Below are 17,564 nucleotides of genomic sequence, written 5' to 3'. Positions count from 1 at the left end.
CAATGTACCCCTCAGAAAAAGGCAAACTTGGCAACAAAGAGTGCCGCTAACACGTAGACACTGATGCTGACGTCTTTGCTACGTCCGCTCAGCGTTTTAATAACTGCGTAGGAAATAAAGCCCAGGGCGATTCCGTGCGCGATCGAGAACGACAAAGGCATCATCACTGCGGCGATTACTGCCGGTGCGGCCTCGGTAATGTCATCCCAATCAATAGATGACATACCGGAAGTCATCAGGACGCCAACATACAGCAGAGCACCTGCGGTTGCATAGGCCGGAATCATACCGATTAGGGGCGAGAAGAAGGTCGCCAACAGGAATAGCCCGGCGCAAACCACAGCAGTCAGGCCTGTGCGACCACCGGCGGTTATACCTGCAGTACTCTCTACATAACAGGTAGTAGTGGAGGAGCCCAGTACAGAACCAACAACAGATGCGGAACTGTCGGCCATCAGGGCTTTGCCCATTCCAGGCAACTTGCCATCTTTATCCAGCAGTTTGGCGCGATCAGAAACGCTTAACAGGGTGCCTGCGGTGTCGAACAGGTCGACAAACAGGAAGGCAAAGATCACGCTGATCATGCCAACTTCGAAGGCGCCAGCGATATCTAGCTCCAGGTAAGTCGGTGCCAGGCTGGGAGGTGCGGATACCAGACCGGTGAACTCTACCTTACCAATTGCCAGGGCGATGACGGTTACCGCAAGGATACCGATCATCACTGAGCCCAGCATACGGCGGTAGGACAGCGCCACAATAATAAAGAAGCCCAGTGCTGCCAGGATCGCCTCAATTGACTTGAGGTCGCCCAGGGTTACCAGCGTTGCGGGGCTGGCCACAACGATACCGGCACTCTTCAGGGCAATGATCGCCAGGAACAGGCCGATACCCGCTGCCAGGGATTGTCGCAGGGAGAGGGGGATACTATCGATAATCCACTCTCGCAGTTTGAAGATACTGAGCAGCAGGAAGATTACCCCTGATATAAACACCGCCCCCAGGGCTACTTGCCAGCTGTATCCCATTTCACCGACGACAACGTAGGCGAAGAAGGCATTGAGGCCCATACCTGGCGCCAATGCGATGGGGTAGTTGGCGTAGAGCCCCATAATCAGGCAGCCAATAGCGGCTGCAAGACAGGTCGCCATAAACACAGCACCCTTATCCATACCCGCTGCAGCCAGGATATTGGGGTTCACAAAGATGATGTAGGCCATCGTCAGGAATGTGGTAACGCCGGCAATCACTTCCCGGCGAACATTCGTCTGGCGCTCTGAGAGCTTGAACAATTTCTCCAGGAATGAGGCATTGCCTCCCACCTGTGGAATGTCGGACCCAGGGGTCGCCGATGTTTGGATATCAGTGGGTTTCATATCAGAAGTGGTACTTTACTAGCAGGTTAACGTTGCGCTCGTTGGAATCGACACCATAAGTGCCATCTTTGATTCCGAACTTGTCGTTCCAGTGTACGTACTCAATACCCGCGTACAGGGTCTTGGGTTCACCCCAGGCAGCGCCGGCATCCCATTTCAGCTGGGAGGTAAAGTTAGTGCTCGGATGTGAATCTTCAGAAGCACTGGTCCAATCGATAAATCCGTCGTAGACAAAGCTGGCATCACCCAGGGTAAAAGGCATGGCCCAAACCAGGGTCAGCTGCTCGTTGCTGGCCTTGTCATCGTTATCGCGGTGGTAAACATTCGCCTGTACAAAGGAGAAACCGGGTACCGCGAGATCAAAGCCCACACCCGTCAGGTAATTGGTAAAGTGGGGGCCGGTTGCTGCCAAGTGGTCCGGATCATCCATATTGCCCAGCTCAACTGCTGTGGCGATCAGTACATCGGTAACCGGTCCGAAAGCCAGTTCACTGCCGCTGAGCTTGCCTAAGCTCAGGCGGGGAGAAATCTCACTATACAGTTCTTTGGAGCCATCTTCCGAGTCCAGGTAGTCGGCAAAAATAAAGAGGTCACCCCAGCTGTGGCCACTGGCGTGCTCAAAAGTTACTACGGATCTCTCAGAGTCATCCGTGTTCTTGCTGTAGTCGACTTTGTAATCGTGGCCGTAAAGAAGGCTCAGGCTGTTGTCACTCCAGGTCATCTCAGCTTGGGCAGCTACGGACAACAGGCTAGAGGCCAGCAGTAGCAGGGGCTTGGTTGGTTTCATTCTATTACCTCTGTTACAGCGACAGGCGAATTTCGCACTGGCGGCCGATGAGAAAATCGGCAGTTGGTTAAAAAATAGTCGCGGAATGTACCAGAACTTAACCCCTGTTTTCCAGTATTTTTTCTCGGCATTTACGCTTTTTTCCTAGCTTTTTAAGTAACTCTGCACCAAAAAATCACGCATGGGGAAAACGAGATACTCATTTATTGGTTAGCGATGGGTCGGTGTAGCAAAAAAGTATTGCTTGATTGGTTTGATAGTAGGGAATCGCTATATTGCAGGGGCAAATTAGGTAAATAGTCCAGAAAGTCGGCATCTGCTCCCCAGTGGTGCTTGCACAGGCAACATGAATACTTTTGGTGCTTTAAGGGGTCGCGATAGATGTTGTTTAACTTTGATGACACTGGAAGTCATCCGCTTGGTAGCAGAACAAGGATGGTTGAAATGTATCTTCTGAGCGCCTTCCTTATATAGGCAGGCATCGGCCTGAGGTCGATGGTTATAGTTGGGAAAAGTAAATCGACTTTTAACCTGTATAAAAATTATTTGGCTATTTGGTTTTTTTGCTAGTTCGTAGGAAATTGGCCCAGGAAGGAATCTGGATGGATTGCAGTAGCGGGGGGCGACTTTAGGGGGACGCAGGTAATGCCTACCGAGCCCCGTATTATCTGGTGGTGATTGGTTACACTTTGCAGCTTTTGAGACCTGGGGCGAGTATTGTTATCGCCCCAATATGCCTTTTCCGATTCGAGTTTGGAGTCAGGCTACCTGCTGTTCTGTACCTGACTGGTGCGCCAGGTATTCCTCGTAAGTGCCTTGAAAATCGATCAGTGCTTGGTCTTTGATTTCAATAACTCGGGTTGCCAGGGATGAGACAAACTGACGATCGTGACTCACAAAAATAAGTGTGCCCTCATATTTCTCCAGTGCCTTGTTTAGGGCTTCGATGGCTTCCATGTCCAAGTGGTTGGTTGGCTCATCCATGATGAGCACATTGGTGTCCATCATCATTAGCTTGCCAAACAGCAGGCGATTTTTCTCGCCGCCAGAGCAGACCTTTGCCTTTTTATTGGCATCATCTGCGGTAAATAATAGTCGGCCCAGAATACCTCGCACGGCCAGATCATCGTGCTTGGGGGTGCGCCACTGGGACATCCACTCAAATATTGTCAGGTCACCATCAAAATCTGTACTGCTGTCTTGCGGGCAGTAGCCGATAGCGGCATTTTCTGACCACTTGACGACTCCGCTGTTTGCTTGGATCTCATTGACAAGACAGCGCAGGAAGGTTGTTTTACCAACGCCGTTCTCACCGATAATTGCCAGGCGCGCACCGGCTTCCAGCAGCATTTCGCCACCTTGAAATAGCGTTTCACTGTCAAAACCATGGGTAAGCCCCTCAAGAGTCAGCGCCTGACGGTGCAATTTTTTACACTGGTTAAACGTAATATAAGGGCTGACCCGACTGGAGGGTTTGATTTCGTCCAGCTTGATTTTTTCCATCTTCTTCGCGCGGGAGCTGGCTTGCTTGGCTTTGGATGCATTGGCAGAAAAGCGGTTCACAAAGCTCTGTAGCTCGTCCAGTTCGGCACTTTTCTTGGCATTCTCTGCGTGAAGTTGTTCTTGTATTAGCGTAGAGGCCGCAACAAAGTCCTCATAATTGCCAGGGAAAACCCGCAATTCACCATAATCTATGTCGGCCATATGGGTGCAGACAGAGTTCAGGAAGTGGCGATCGTGGGAAATGATGACCATTGTGCTTTTGCGTTGATTCAGTACATCTGCCAACCACTTGATGGTGTGGATGTCCAGGTTATTGGTCGGCTCATCCAACAATAAAATATCCGGGTCGGCAAATAGCGCTTGGGCGAGTAATACACGCAATTTCCAGCCGGGAGCTACCTGTTTCATCAGGCCAAAATGCAGGGATTCGTCGATGCCAGCTTCAAGCAGGATTTCTCCCGCACGGCTCTCTGCACTATAGCCATCCAGCTCAGCAAATTGGACTTCAAGCTCGGCTACGCGCATGCCGTCTTCTTCGCTCATTTCCGGTAGCGAGTATATGCGGTCACGTTCCTGTTTAATTTCCCATAGGCGGACATCTCCCATGATGACCGCATCGACGACGGTGTACTCTTCAAATGCAAACTGGTCTTGGCTCAAAGTACCCAAGGTACATCCAGGCTCAATGGATACGTTGCCGGCAGAGGGCGCCAAGGCACCACTCAGGATCTTCATAAAGGTTGACTTTCCACATCCATTGGCCCCGATAAGGCCATATCGGTTGCCATTGCCGAACTTTACAGAAATGTTTTCAAACAGTGGTTGGGCACCAAACTGCATGGTGATATTCGCGGTGGAGATCAAGAGCGTATTCCTGAGGATTACAAATGGGCTCTGGTAAGCCAGTTTCGCCAAAATAGGAGGCGTGATGTGGGGGCCGCACTATAAGGATTTGGCGCTGAAGTGTCGAGGAGTACGTTCAATAACTAAGCAGTTTCTCCGCGGGTTCGATATTAGAGTTTGAAATATATATGTTAAAGTATACTCCTAGGCTAGGAGGATATTCCATTTCGGGGTGGGGTGCGATGATATGCATCTGTATACTCCCTGAGTTCGGGCTCTTTAGCTAAAGCTATGGGCCCTAATATTAGGAATATTCCCGGTGTAAGTTGCCAGCGCGTAAAGCGGCCACTTTTATTTAAATAATTAACGGGATCACTTGATCTTATTTGTATCCTTTGGGTGGCTCCGACGGCAAAGTAAATGTTAATGCTGTCAGGGGGGAGGGTTGAAGGGCTAATGACTAACAGATGTCAGTCAATCAATTTTTGATCTCTATGAGGAGCTAGCAAAGGCTGGAGGCTATATGAAATCGAATTGTTTGCACCTTGCGATTCCGGCAGGGGATCTGGAAACCGCCAAGAAATTCTATTGCGATGTCTTAGGCTGCAAGACCGGCAACAGTGAAGAAGGTCGCTGGGTAGATATCGACTTTTGGGGTAACGAACTCACCCTGCACCAGAGTGAGGAGAAGCTCCCCAATGTTCGCCACAAGGTGGATATGGGAGAAGTGGCTGTTCCTCATTTTGGCATTCACCTGCCGGAAGATGAGTTTCAGGCACTAAAAGGCCGTATCGAAGCTGCCGGGCTGGAATACCTGGACAAGCCCTACCGTCGCTTTGTCGGCAATGAATACGAACAGGAAACTTTCTTTATCGAAGATCCAAATGGCAACGTTCTGGAAATGAAAACGATGGTTAATCCTGAACTGATGTTCAAGTAATCGTCTGGGCCCTGCAGATAATTGAATCTGTGGGGCTGGGTTTCTCCGGCTATTCCCTGTCCTCGCTTATCCTTGCTAAGAATGAGATGCCTTAATCTGGGGTTGAGTTCTGATCGCCTGAATAATACCTCCGATAACTATCAGTAAGCTGCCGGCATAAGTATTCCAGGTTGGGAGTGTGCTATAAACAAACCAATCCAATATGCCGGAGAAAATCAGGCTTGTATATAAATAGGGAGATAGGCTGGCAGGTCTGTTTACCCGACGATAGGCTTTAGTGCGCAAGGATTGATTACTGATTGTCGCCAGGCTAAAAGCAATAATCACAATCACAAAACTTACCGATTCCGATAGAGATACCGCGACTTTCGTAAGCTCCCCAAGATTTCCTTCAATCAATAAAATGGCAAGCATATAGAGGCTGGATAGGCCGAACATCTTGGTGGTTGAAGATATCGTATTTTGCTTCTTTGAAGAATGGTGCATTACAAACTGTGAACAAGCTCCAAAGAAGCCCGATAGCAGGCCCACTATCATATAGCTATCAAAGCCAGCAGTTGGCTTCAATATAAAAGCAACGCCGATAAAGCTGATTATACAGGCTGCTAATGTCTTCTTTTTTATCGGATCCTTTTTGGCAAACCGGGTAATAAAAGGGAGAAATAATCCTGACGTTGAAAATAGAAGGGCGGCGACAAGTAGAGAGCCTTTGGACAAATAATAAAACAGGCAATACTGAGCGAGACAAGTGAATAACGCCCTTGCACCATCAATCCTGTCTATTCGATGAGTCACAGGGTTTTCATCAAAAACAACGAGGCAAATCCAGGTTAGGAGTAAAAATGGGGCAAAGAAACGAATAAAGACCACCAGGGATAAGGAGCTAAAAGTAGTTAGTTCTTTACCAAATAGCCCGGTTAGCGACATACAGCTGGCCGCCAGAATTGCGGTAATGACACTGAGGGCAAATTCTCTATTGGAAATGCGGGTATTCATAATTTACTAGCACCTTCACTAGCAATAATCTCATCGACAGTTTTTACACTGCCTATCTTAGTGAGGAAGTTCAGGCTATTCTGTTTATTGTATTCCGTGTCAGATTCACAGGCATCTGAGGCAATGAGTACTGAAAAGTCTCTATCGTGAGCTTCCCTGGCTGTCAGTTCGACTGTATTTTGTGTTGATACCCCACAGAGAACAATCCTTTCTATATTGTTACTAGCAATAAGTACTGGGAGTTCGGTCCCATAGAAGCCACTGACACGCCTCTTATAAATAGATATATCGCTATCAGTAATATTGAGTTCATCAACAAAAGCAGTGCCCCAGCTTTTCTGACGGAGGGCGCCTATATCTTTGATATAGCTGAAGAGGGGAGAGTTAGAGGAAGATTCCCTGTAGTCGGTGGAAAAAGCGACCCTGATATGGCAAATAAGATGACGTCGTGCTCTTCCCCACGTAAGGAGTTTATTGGTGTTCTCAATAACTCTATTCTTATGGACTCTTGGGGCCGCTGCTGATATTTGTCCCTTTGGATGACAAATATCGTTGATAAAATCGAGGGTAATGATTGCAGTCTTCATGACCAGAGTCTATTGAGGCGAGTATTGGCTCAGTTTAGTAATGATTAAGGAAGCCTTCGATAAAGGATTTTATGATTTATATAGAGATTACGATTTCTTTGTCATAAATTGCTTTGCCCTTTTTTTTATTGCTGTCACTTCACTCTTCTCAAGCTTATCCAAAAGGCTGAACATCATTGTCATTCTATGATTGCCCTCTAGCATTTTTCTTTTTTCAATTAAGAAATTCCAGTAGAGACTGTTAAATGGGCAGGCCTTCTCTCCAGTTCGTTGTTTGACGTCATAAATACAGTCGCTGCAATAGTTACTCATTTTGTTGATATAGGAGCCACTACTAATATAGGGCTTTGTTGCAACCAATCCACCATCGGCGAACTGGCTCATTCCCCGGGTGTTAGGCATTTCAACCCACTGAATAGCATCTATGTAAATACCGAGATACCAACTTTCCACCTGGTCAGGGTCAGTTTGTGTTAATAGCGCAAAATTACCGGTAATCATAAGCCTTTGGATATGGTGAGCATAGGCATTTTCCAAGCTATTCCTGATGGTGTTGTGAAGGCAGTTCATGGACGTTTTGGCATCCCAGAAAAAATCTGGCAAATTATTTTTATTCTTCAACTTATTCTGATGCTCATAACTGGGCATAGACATCCAGTAGACACCGCGCATATATTCTCGCCAGCCCAATATTTGGCGTACAAAACCTTCAATCTGGTTAAGTCCTATTGAAATTTTTCCATCTTCCCAAGATTTTATCGCTGTATCGATAACCTCCTTTGGAGATATGAGTTTACTATTTAGGGAGAAGCTAATTCGGCTGTGATAAAGAAAGGCTTCATCTGGATCCATTGCGTCCTGAAAATCGCCAAAATGAGCAAGTAGATTTTTACAAAAATGACGAAGTAGTTTTATAGAATCCTCCCTGCTGGTTGGCCATATAAAATTCTCTGGATCAATCTCTCCAATACTCTTAACTCCAGACTTTTTTATACGGGATAAAGTTGAAGTGACATTACTTGTTATTTTTCCCTGCTTGGGTTTGCCCAGTTTTCCATTCCATTTATTTCTATTGCTTTGGTCGAAATTCCACTTTCCTCCTTCAGGTTTTCCATTGTTCATCAGAATGTCATGCTTCTTCCGCATATAGTGGTAGAAGCTTTCCATAAGTAGTGATTTTTTCCCCTGGAAGAAGTCTGCCAGCTCTTTTCGGGTGGTCAAAAAGTGCTCAGTGTCGTAGGCTTGAAACTCTATTGATAGTCTCTTCTCTAGTTGTAATAGTTGCTGATCTAGTCGGTACTCATCGGGAAGTTGGTACTCAAATTTTTCAATTTTGTGTTTTCTAATAATATCTTCGATATTTTTTGTAAGGTTTTGTTTGTTGTTTTTATCGTCTATTCGATAGTAGATGACATCGCAGCCCCTATTTTTAAGCCACTCTGAGAAAATCTGCATAGCTTCAAAAAAGGCAACGATTTTTTGGATGTGGTGAACAACGTAATCGGTCTCTTGGCGCATTTCAGCCATAAAGTAAATCTTATCCTCCTGGTTACCTCTAAACCAGGAGTGTTTTTGGTTCAATTGATCTCCTAATAGCAAGCGCAGCGTTTTCACATCTCACTTCCTTTATTTAGGTCTTAATATGCCTATAGATAGACCCTTCTATTCACTCCCACATTTTCTACAAAAGAAGAGTCATGGGAGATCAATAAAAATGTTCCAGGGTATTCTACCAGCGCAGTTTCCAGCGCTATACGCGACTCCAGATCCAAGTGATTGTCCGGTTCGTCCAGTAGTAGCAGGTCTGGTGCCTCAGTGCCACGAGTAGCGGCAAGTAAAGCAACCTTTAGTCGCTCCCCTCCACTTAAAGTATTGGTAGAGCGAAGTGCAGAATCACCTCGAATATTCATTGTGGCTAGGGCTGTGCGCCAGAAGTTGGTATCTTTATCAGGGTGCAGGCGGGATAAAGTTTCCAAGGCAGATAGATTTCCATTTAGTTGACTTAGGTTCTGATCCAGATAAAAACAGCTGCCAAAAGTTTTACACAAACCGCTGCGAGGTTTAACTCGACCAGCAATGATTTTTAGTAGCGTTGTCTTTCCGCTACCATTGGCGCCACAAATATGCCAGCGATCGCCACTGTGCATGGTAAGTGAAATGGGATCACTCTGAATACCGTAGGGAAGTTTGAGATCCTCAACATGCAGACGAATACCACCCGTTAGCCCTGTTTTGCTAAGTTGCATATTTGGGAGCTTATGACTCTTATAGTCCTTTTGGCAACTTTCTAAATCTAGCTTTAACTTATGGTGCTGACGATCAAGGTTTCTAGTCAGCTTGCCTAAACTTTGCCCTGCACGATCTTTTTTCGCATCTAGTAGCGATTTACATTGGGAACCTTTTAATTTCTTACCCTGGTTTTTTCTGGTTGTAGTTTTTTCAGCAGATCTTTGCTTTAGTTTGTTTAGGCTTTTCATATTCTTTTTGGTACTTTCAATTTTCTTTTCTGCAGACTGTCTCTGTATCTCCTTTTCTTTCTTATAGTGTGAATAGTTACCGCCATATGTGCGTAGTTTTCCTGAATCTAGTTCCACTATCGTGTCAGCTAGTTGGAGTAAACTTCGATCATGACTGACCATTAGGATTCCGGCAGAATGGTTTCTAATTTTCTGCTGTAACCATTTTCTACCGTCTGAATCTAGGTGATTACTAGGCTCATCCAGTAGCAGATAGTAGTTTTTATGAGAAAAGGCATTGATTAAAGCCAGTCGGACTCTTTCACCGCCGCTAAGATTGCCGATAGGAGTGTCTAACGTGAGATTTATTCCGGCGCTGTATAAATGCTGTTGCCAAATTGTAGGTAGTTCCCATGAATCTGAGACGCGTATCAGATCTTCCTCACTCTGATTGCCAGATTCAATACGTGAAAAACAGTCATAGAGGCCTGTAGGGTCGAATATATCTACAATTCTCTTGTTGGAATTGCTGCTCACTTGATCCACTTTAAGGTAGTCCGTATACCAAGTAATACTTCCCTGTTCAGGCTTTAGTTTCCCAATCAAAGCCTCTAAAAAAGTCGATTTTCCACTGCCATTATTTCCCACTAAGCCAGTAAATCCCGAAGGGAAGTCAAGATGGATCCCTTTAAATAGAGATTTCTCAGGGACGTTTAAGTAAAGATTTTTTATAGAACAAATGCTCTGCATGTCACCCTCCGGTAGTCGGAATGGGTGGCGCAATACCATGATCTTGAGAGAAAGTTGTAGAGAATGGAGTACGCCACTTGCACGGGAATTGATGGCCTCTTAAGAAACCGGTTTATCTCCAGTGTGTGCAAGGCTTAATTCATTGGCGTAGATAGCTCCAAAAAGAAAAGTTGTTAAGTGTTAGGTTAATAAAAATTCAAAAATACTTCAAGTCCTAACTTATAAGCGCTCATTTGGTACTCTCAGCTCCTAAAATAGAGTGGTATAAGAGTGTTATTGATATTACATTGAGATAAAGCATTTTTACGACTTGATTTAGAGCAATAAGTCTTAAAAAGCAGGGGTTACTATGGTATTTGAAGGTTTTATAGTAATTTGTCTATTGATCGTAAGTACTATGCTTTTTTCTTTTACCGAAAGTCACAGCGGGAACGTTTTTTAAGAGACTATCAATTCCATCCGTCTCTCAAACAAAGAGTGAAGAAAAAATACCCCCATCTCAGCGACAAGCAGCTGGGTATGGTACTCGATGGGTTGAGGGAATATTTTATTATCTGTCAAACGGCTGGTAGACAAATGGTGGCTATGCCATCTCAAGTGCTTGATGTCGCTTGGCATGAATTTATATTAAGCACACAGATGTATCGAAATTTTTGTAATAAATCTTTTGGACACTTTCTGCACCACACACCCAATAAAGTTATGCCAGATAAGGATGCAGCTAGTGAGGGGATTAAGAGAGTGTGGCGAATTGCTTGTGTTCGTAGTGGTATAAGTCCTTCCAAGCCAAAATCGTTACCTCTGATTTTCTCAATTGATAAAAAGTTGGGGATTAAAGATGGATTTCATTATTCGCTAAACTGTCGATCGAGAAATAGTCCCGCTGCGGATCACTGTGCCAGTCATATTGGTTGTGCCGCGAGCTGTCAAGGCGGAACTTCCGGCAGTGCCTTCTCTGGAGTTTGGGGTGGCGGCTCCTCTTCAGATTCTGGAAGCAGTTGTGGTGGGGGCTGTGGCGGGGGTGGCAGCTAGAGGCAGCTATCACTGCTCTAGCAACCCTGTTCAACGTGATTAATGAGTGACACCCTGAACTTCGCAAAGCTCTTCAATTTCTTCAGCGCTAAAGCCGAGCTCACCCAGCACAGCGTGATTGTGCTCTCCCAGAGCTGCCCCTCGGTTAAATAAGTGGGGCTTTTGGCCGTTAAATCTAAAGGGTGTGTTGATCTGTTTAATGTCTCCATTCACAGAACAGATCATATCTCTGGATTGGATAAGATCGCTATCAGCAGCTTCTGTAAAATTAAGTACGGGTTCAATACACGCATCAATATCCTGAAATATATCAATCCATTCTTTCTGGCTTTTTGTGGCAATAATTTCTGCAATATCTTTCTTAAGTGTTTCTTGTTGCCCGTCTTGGACAATGCGAGTCAGCCACTCCTTTCGACCTATCTTTGTAAAAAATTGCTCAGCAAATTGTGGCTCTAAACTTCCCACAGAAAGATAGCGGTTATCTGCCGTGCGATAGTAATCATAATAACTTCCACCGTTTAGCAGCTCGGATTCCAGCTTGGGATCGGTATTTAAAGCCAGTGCATTGGCCCCACTAATTGCGTTTAACGCGAAACTACAGTCCGTCATACTGATATCGATATAACTGCCTTCACCAGTTCTCTGGCGATGATATACCGCAGCCAGTATCGACATAACCGCATGGTGTGAACCGCCGGCGATGTCTGCTATCTGTGTGCCGCTCAGGCAGGGGCCATGGTCACGGTTGCCGGAATAGCTGGCCAGGCCAGATAGTGCGAGATAATTGATATCGTGCCCAGCACGTTGCTTTAATGGTCCAGTTTGGCCATATCCGGTAATCGAGCAGTAAATAATGTCTGCGCGCTGTTGGCTTAAGCTTTGGTGGCCAAGGCCCAGCCTATCCATCACTCCGGGGCGGAATTGCTCGATCACAATATCGTATTGCTGAAGCAACCGGTGAATCACCGCTTGCGCCTTTGGATTTTTTAAATCGATCGCCAGGGAGCGTTTGTTGCGGTTAATGGTTGCGTGGGCGGCGGATAGGGAAGCCGTGTCATCGACTAAAGGGGGAAAGCTCCGTAGTAAGTCTGGCCGTGTGGGAGACTCGATTCTTAGTACTTCTGCGCCTAAGTCCGCCAATATCATAGTGGCATAGGGACCGGGAAGTAGGGTAGAAAAGTCGAGTACTTTTAGCCCCTCAAGAGGGGCGCAGTGATTCTTCGTTAGCTGTTTCACTTTTTATTTCATTATTTTAATTGAGAACAGAAGTTTCAATCTAGCACTTTAATTTAGTCATCGCGCAGGAGGTCTCGGGAAATAATTAATTTCATAATTTCATTGGTTCCGGCATAAATACGTGCTACACGAGCATCGGCCCAAGACCGGGCGATGGGGTATTCCCACATATAGCCATAGCCGCCATGTAACTGAACACATTCATCCAAAAGTTTGCATTGGAAATCTGTACTCAATAACTTGGCTTTCGCTGCAGTTGCAACGTCGAGTTCTTTTTTATAGTGAAGCTCCAAGCAGCGATCGATAAATACCCGAAGAGCGGTTAACTCACTATCCAGCTCAGCCAGCTTGAATTGTGTATTTTGGAAGGCAGAGATGGGTTTGCCGAAAGCCTTGCGATCCCGTACGTAATCAATCGTCCATTGCAGGGCTGCTTCTGCATTAGCTATTGCATAAATTGCCACACTTAAACGTTCTTGAGGCAATTCCTGCATTAAATAAATAAATCCCTGTCCCTCTCCACCGAGAAGGTTTTCCGCAGGGACTTTGACATCATCAAAGAACAGCTCTGAAGTATCTTGGGCCTTCATGCCTATTTTTTCTAGGTTACTGCCTCTCTTGAATCCAGGGCTATCTGCTTCCACAAGCAGCAAACTGACCCCAGAGGCCCCCTCGTGAGGGTCGGTTTTGGCCACGACAATAACCAGGTCTGCCTGCTGTCCATTGGTAATAAAAATCTTGGAACCATTGAGCAGATAGTGATCCCCTTTGCGCACCGCTGTGGTTCTCACGCCTTGTAGATCCGATCCGGCACCAGGTTCGGACATGGCGATAGCGGTGATCATCTCACCACTAATGCATTTGGGTAGGTACTTTTTCTTCTGTTCTTCCGTGCCGTAATTAATAATGTAGGGCACTGCAATATTAGAGTGCAGGCCCCAGCCAATACCGGAAAGTCCCGCTCGGGCTACCTCCTCATCAATAATGGAGTTGTAGCCATAGTCCAGCCCCAAGCCACCATACTTTTCATCAACTTGTGGACACAGAAAGCCCATTTCTCCAGCTTTATTCCACAGTTTACGATCTACCTGACCATCTTTTTCCCACTGATGGTGGTAGGGTACAGCTTCATTTTCTAAAAATTTACGTAAAGTTTCTCGAAACTGTTCGTGATCTTCGTTGTAAACAGTTCTTGGTACCATCCTTACACCACCGCATTTTATTACTGAAAAATTGAACCAGTGTTTTGATTGGCGATGTAAACAGCGAGATTTTAAAAGCCTGTTTACATCGCTCAAACCCCTGGGTTAAGGGTTGTCCGCCAGAGCTTTTCCTGACTCTGCCAGATCCAGCAAAATTGCTGGCGGGGCAAATCGATCCCCATAGGCATCAGCCAGTTGCTGGGCGCGTTGGGTAAACGCTTTCAGGCCAAACTGGCTGATGTATTGCAATGCACCACCGGTCCAGGGTGGGAAGCCGATACCGAAGATAGAGCCAATATTTGCATCTCGTACGCTGCGTAGCACATCCTCTTGATAACAGCGAAGTGTCTCCAGAGCCATAATAAACAGCAGCCGTTCCTTCACATCTTCTATCGGCAGTGCCTCTTTGGCGGGAAACTCCTTCTCAAGGCCACTCCATAAGTGCTTTTTCCCGCCCTCAGGGTAAGTATAGAAGCCGCCACCTGCGGCCTTACCAGCGCGACCCACTTCAAGCATTCGGTCGATCACTCCGTCGGCGGGATGCGTGGGGGCGGGTTTACCCTCTTTTTGCAGGTCGTTGATGGTCTGCTGGCGTATCCGGCTCATCAGCGTTAGGGAGACCTCGTCACTAACAGCTAGAGGGCCGACTGGGAAGCCAGCTAGGGCTGCGGCATTTTCAATGGTGGCGGGATTAACCCCTTCGCTGAGCATGCCGATACCTTCATTGGTAAAGCAGCCGAATACCCTTGAGGTGAAGAAGCCACGGCTGTCGTTAACAACGATAGGAGTCTTGCCAATCTGCAATACAAAGGCGAAGGCTTGGGCGAGAGTCTCATCACTGGTTTGCTCCCCACAGATAATTTCCACCAGTGGCATCTTGTCGGCAGGGGAGAAGAAATGTAGACCGATAAATTGCTGGGGACGGTCGGAAGCTTGAGCGAGCCCAGTGATCGGCAGTGTCGAAGTGTTGGAGGCAAATACTGCATTTTTCGGCAGCTGTGCTTCGGCTTCCTGGGTAACTTTACACTTGAGTTCCCGGTCTTCGAAAACTGCTTCTATCACCAACTCACAATCAGCCAGGTCGGTATTGCTGTCTGTGGGCGTGATACGGGAGAGGATCTGATTGACCTTGTCCTCGGTAATGCGACCCCGCTGTAAGCGTTTTTGCAGGGATTTCTCTGCATATTGTTTGCCGGCTAAGGCACCTTCCATGGATACATCTTTTAATACGACATCAACACCTTTACTGGCACAGGCGTAGGCAATGGCTGAGCCCATCATGCCGGCGCCGAGTATGCCAATTTTTTGCATGGGCGACGTTTTATGATCGCGGGCGGCGGCGGGCAGCGATGCTCCGGCTTTGACTTCGTTGAGTGCAAACCAGAAAGTACCGATCATGTTTTTGGCAACCTGCCCGCAAGCGAGGCCTACAAAATGTCGGGATTCAATTCGCGTAGCAGTTTCGAAGTCGACCCTTGACCCTTCGACGACGGTTGCCATTATCGACTCTGGGGCCGGCAGACATCCCTTGGTTTTTTTCTCCAGCATTGCTGGGGCGATCATCAGTAACTGCGCATTTTTAGGGTTCTTTGCGTCCCCTCCCGGCATCCGGTAATCCGGTTGATCCCAGGGCTGAGCAACAGGTTGCTCACTATTCTCTCGAATATAAGAGACAGCCTTCTCTAGTAATTCACTTTCACTGGTAACGAGCTGATGTACCAGACCGGCTTTGAGAGCCTGTTGCGGCCTCACCTGTTTTCCTTCCAGTAAGTAGGGTAGAGACTCCTGGATGCCTAAAAGGCGGGGCATACGTACACAGCCGCCACCACCAGGTAGTAAGCCTAATGTGACTTCAGGCAATCCCAGTTTTATTGCGGTGCTATCGATAACAATACGCTGATGGCAGCTGAGGGCGATTTCCCAGCCACCGCCCAAAGCTGTGCCATTAATCGCAGCAACGACCGGTTTACCCTGGGTTTCCAGCCAGCGCAGGTTGGCTTTCATTGATTCGCAGGATTCGAAGAAAGGTTTAGCTTCTTCAATTTTTGCCGCAAATAAAGATTTGAGGTCGCCGCCGGCAAAAAAGGTATTTTTTGTGGAGCGAACAATAATTCCAGAAAACTCTTGCTGCTTGAGTTGTTCAACCGCTGCGCTCAGTGACTCGGTAAAATCCCGGTCCATCACATTGGCTGAGGCATTGGGGTTGTCCATGATCAGGTGGACAATATTGTGATCGTCTTTTTCCAGGCGAATGGATTTCATAGTCTGCCCCCTAAACTCTTTCGATAATGGTTGCTACACCCATACCGCCGCCCACACATAGTGTGACCAGGCCGTAGCGAAGTTGCCGTTGTTCCAGCTCATCCAGTACTGTGCCGATCAGCATTGCACCGGTCGCGCCGAGGGGATGGCCCATAGCGATTGAGCCGCCGTTAACGTTGAGTTTTTGTGGGTCCACGTCTAACTCGTGTTGGAAACGCATCACCACTGCCGCGAAGGCTTCATTCACCTCAAAGAGGTCAATATCCTGCACCGTCAGGCCTGCGGCCTTCAGGGCTTTGCGAGTGGCGGGCGCGGGGCCTGTGAGCATGATAGTAGGCTCAGTGCCCACTACCGCAGCGGAGACAATACGGGCGCGGGGGCTGAGCCCCAGATCCCGCCCGGCCTGTTCACTGCCGATCAGCAGGGCGGCTGCGCCATCGACGATGCCTGAGGAATTTCCCGCAGTGTGAACATGGTTGATTGATTCGACCTGTGGGTAACGGGATATGGCAATGCTGTCGAAGCACAGGTCACCCATCCCGGCAAAGGACGGCTTGAGTTGTGCCAGGGCCTCTATGGACGCATCTGGGCGCACCAGCTGGTCGTGATCGAGAATGGTCAGGCCATTTTGGTCGCGTACGGGAATCACAGATTTTTCGAAAGCACCGCGCTTCCAGGCGGCTGCCGCCTTGTGCTGAGAGTCCAGCGCAAAGTTATCCACATCCTCGCGGGAAAATCCGCCGAGTGTAGCGATCAAGTCCGCGCCAATGCCCTGGGGTGCAAATCCAGTATCTATTGCTGTGCGTGGGTCCATCGCCCAGGCGCCGCCATCGCTGCCCATGGGCACCCGCGACATGGACTCTACACCTCCGGCCACTACCAGATGCTCCCACCCGGAGCGAACTTTGGTAGCGGCGAGATTGACCGCTTCGGCACCGGAGGCACAGAAGCGATTCAGAGTTACGCCACCGATATCCCAATCCCAATCGGCAGCTAAAGCTGCAACTTTTGCGATATCGGCACCCTGATCTCCGATCGGTGTAACACAGCCCATAACGATATCGTCCACTTTGGCAGTGTCGAATCTATTGCGGGTCTGTAATTCTTTCAGGAGATCTGAAAGCAGGGTGATAGGTTTGACTTCGTGAAGGGCACCGCTGGATTTGCCTCTGCCCCGCGGGGTGCGGATAGCATCGTAGATGTAGGCTTCGGTTGGCACGGTTTTAGCCTCTTTTTATTTTATGGTTTCGCTTATTACCATAGTGCGGTGCAGCTTGGGTTCAATGATAAAAATTGCCACGGAAGATGACTCAGCTTCCAGGTACTACCGAAAAATTCCTAGTCAAATGTCTTTCTATTTATTCCAAATTAACCTAACCATGTGGAGGTACTGCCGTACACTCAAGTAAGGCGCCTAAATCTATTGAAATTTTGGCACGGTAAATTGGCACTTAAATTATCTTTGCGACTGGAGGAATTCCATGTCAGGCAGGGTAATGGGTGATTCAGGGCAGCTGAGAAAAATTTGAATGGGTAACACACGGGTGACCCCGGACAAATAAATGTACTTTGACGGTCCCTGAGGTGGTGAGCGAGG

General features: G+C 47.4%; 13 protein-coding genes. 2 read left to right on the top strand and 11 right to left on the bottom strand.

The genetic code is table 11. The features are described 5' to 3' along the window. Positions 1–11: 11 nt before the first annotated feature. From ACJJI1_RS06050 to ACJJI1_RS06040, 3 genes are all read right to left on the bottom strand, one after another. Entirely contained in the window at positions 12–1,373 is a 1,362-nt protein-coding gene (locus ACJJI1_RS06050) for an NCS2 family permease (protein WP_413663622.1), read from the bottom strand. Between the two features lies 1 nt (position 1,374). Next, positions 1,375–2,160 (bottom strand): outer membrane protein OmpK, encoded by a 786-nt coding sequence (locus ACJJI1_RS06045; protein WP_444911695.1) that lies wholly within the window; start codon positions 2,158–2,160, stop codon positions 1,375–1,377. 759 nt (positions 2,161–2,919) lie between these two features. Further along, positions 2,920–4,527 (bottom strand): ABC-F family ATPase, encoded by a 1,608-nt coding sequence (locus ACJJI1_RS06040; protein WP_444895842.1) that lies wholly within the window; start codon positions 4,525–4,527, stop codon positions 2,920–2,922. A 502-nt stretch (positions 4,528–5,029) separates the two neighbouring features. Between ACJJI1_RS06040 and ACJJI1_RS06035 the strand changes: the two genes are divergently transcribed. Then, a complete protein-coding gene (locus ACJJI1_RS06035) occupies positions 5,030–5,446 on the top strand; it encodes a VOC family protein (protein WP_282930918.1) in 417 nt (138 codons plus the stop codon). 75 nt (positions 5,447–5,521) lie between these two features. On the opposite strand, the gene ACJJI1_RS06030 is transcribed toward ACJJI1_RS06035, so the two are convergent. The 4 genes from ACJJI1_RS06030 to ACJJI1_RS06015 all read right to left on the bottom strand — a co-directional run bounded on the left by ACJJI1_RS06030 (position 5,522) and on the right by ACJJI1_RS06015 (position 10,235). Beyond that, positions 5,522–6,442, bottom strand: a complete 921-nt coding sequence (locus ACJJI1_RS06030; RefSeq protein ID WP_444958844.1) for a DMT family transporter — start codon at positions 6,440–6,442, stop codon at positions 5,522–5,524. Continuing rightward, complete coding sequence (locus ACJJI1_RS06025) at positions 6,439–7,029, bottom strand: cysteine hydrolase family protein (protein ID WP_444958843.1); 591 nt, start codon at positions 7,027–7,029, stop codon at positions 6,439–6,441. Before ACJJI1_RS06025 ends, ACJJI1_RS06030 begins: the two co-directional genes overlap by 4 nt. 87 nt (positions 7,030–7,116) lie before the next feature. After that, positions 7,117–8,643, bottom strand: a complete 1,527-nt coding sequence (locus ACJJI1_RS06020) for a cryptochrome/photolyase family protein (RefSeq protein WP_444958842.1) — start codon at positions 8,641–8,643, stop codon at positions 7,117–7,119. Positions 8,644–8,675: 32 nt separating this feature from the next. Continuing rightward, on the bottom strand, positions 8,676–10,235 hold the full coding sequence (locus ACJJI1_RS06015) for an ABC-F family ATP-binding cassette domain-containing protein (RefSeq protein WP_444958841.1): 1,560 nt from the start codon (positions 10,233–10,235) through the stop codon (positions 8,676–8,678). Positions 10,236–10,610: 375 nt separating this feature from the next. Between ACJJI1_RS06015 and ACJJI1_RS06010 the strand changes: the two genes are divergently transcribed. After that, positions 10,611–11,267: a glycine-rich domain-containing protein gene (locus ACJJI1_RS06010; RefSeq protein ID WP_444958840.1), complete on the top strand. Its 657-nt coding sequence runs from the start codon at positions 10,611–10,613 to the stop codon at positions 11,265–11,267. 39 nt (positions 11,268–11,306) lie between these two features. Here the strand turns inward: ACJJI1_RS06010 and ACJJI1_RS06005 are convergent, their stop codons facing one another. The 4 genes from ACJJI1_RS06005 to ACJJI1_RS05990 form a co-directional block, all read right to left on the bottom strand. Next, positions 11,307–12,503, bottom strand: coding sequence for a CaiB/BaiF CoA transferase family protein (locus ACJJI1_RS06005; RefSeq protein WP_444958839.1), 1,197 nt, complete (start codon positions 12,501–12,503; stop codon positions 11,307–11,309). 53 nt (positions 12,504–12,556) lie between these two features. Continuing rightward, positions 12,557–13,705 (bottom strand): acyl-CoA dehydrogenase family protein, encoded by a 1,149-nt coding sequence (locus ACJJI1_RS06000; protein ID WP_413663612.1) that lies wholly within the window; start codon positions 13,703–13,705, stop codon positions 12,557–12,559. Positions 13,706–13,810: 105 nt separating this feature from the next. Beyond that, complete coding sequence (locus tag ACJJI1_RS05995) at positions 13,811–15,967, bottom strand: 3-hydroxyacyl-CoA dehydrogenase NAD-binding domain-containing protein (protein WP_444895849.1); 2,157 nt, start codon at positions 15,965–15,967, stop codon at positions 13,811–13,813. A gap of 10 nt (positions 15,968–15,977) precedes the next feature. After that, a complete protein-coding gene (locus ACJJI1_RS05990) occupies positions 15,978–17,186 on the bottom strand; it encodes an acetyl-CoA C-acetyltransferase (protein ID WP_444915307.1) in 1,209 nt (402 codons plus the stop codon). Positions 17,187–17,564: the final 378 nt, after the last annotated feature.

This window comes from Microbulbifer maximicatervae (SeqCode) (assembly GCF_052467065.1).
The sequence above is the reverse complement of the archived record's forward strand: the minus strand, read 5'-3'. Positions and strand labels throughout refer to the sequence as shown.

Coding starts and splice junctions, on each gene's coding strand:
- ACJJI1_RS06050 (WP_413663622.1), bottom strand. CDS start 1,373: ATGAAACCCACTGATATCCAAACATCGGCGACCCCTGGGTCCGACATT.
- ACJJI1_RS06045 (WP_444911695.1), bottom strand. CDS start 2,160: ATGAAACCAACCAAGCCCCTGCTACTGCTGGCCTCTAGCCTGTTGTCC.
- ACJJI1_RS06035 (WP_282930918.1), top strand. CDS start 5,030: ATGAAATCGAATTGTTTGCACCTTGCGATTCCGGCAGGGGATCTGGAA.
- ACJJI1_RS06030 (WP_444958844.1), bottom strand. CDS start 6,442: ATGAATACCCGCATTTCCAATAGAGAATTTGCCCTCAGTGTCATTACC.
- ACJJI1_RS06025 (WP_444958843.1), bottom strand. CDS start 7,029: ATGAAGACTGCAATCATTACCCTCGATTTTATCAACGATATTTGTCAT.
- ACJJI1_RS06015 (WP_444958841.1), bottom strand. CDS start 10,235: ATGCAGAGCATTTGTTCTATAAAAAATCTTTACTTAAACGTCCCTGAG.
- ACJJI1_RS06000 (WP_413663612.1), bottom strand. CDS start 13,705: ATGGTACCAAGAACTGTTTACAACGAAGATCACGAACAGTTTCGAGAA.
- ACJJI1_RS05995 (WP_444895849.1), bottom strand. CDS start 15,967: ATGAAATCCATTCGCCTGGAAAAAGACGATCACAATATTGTCCACCTG.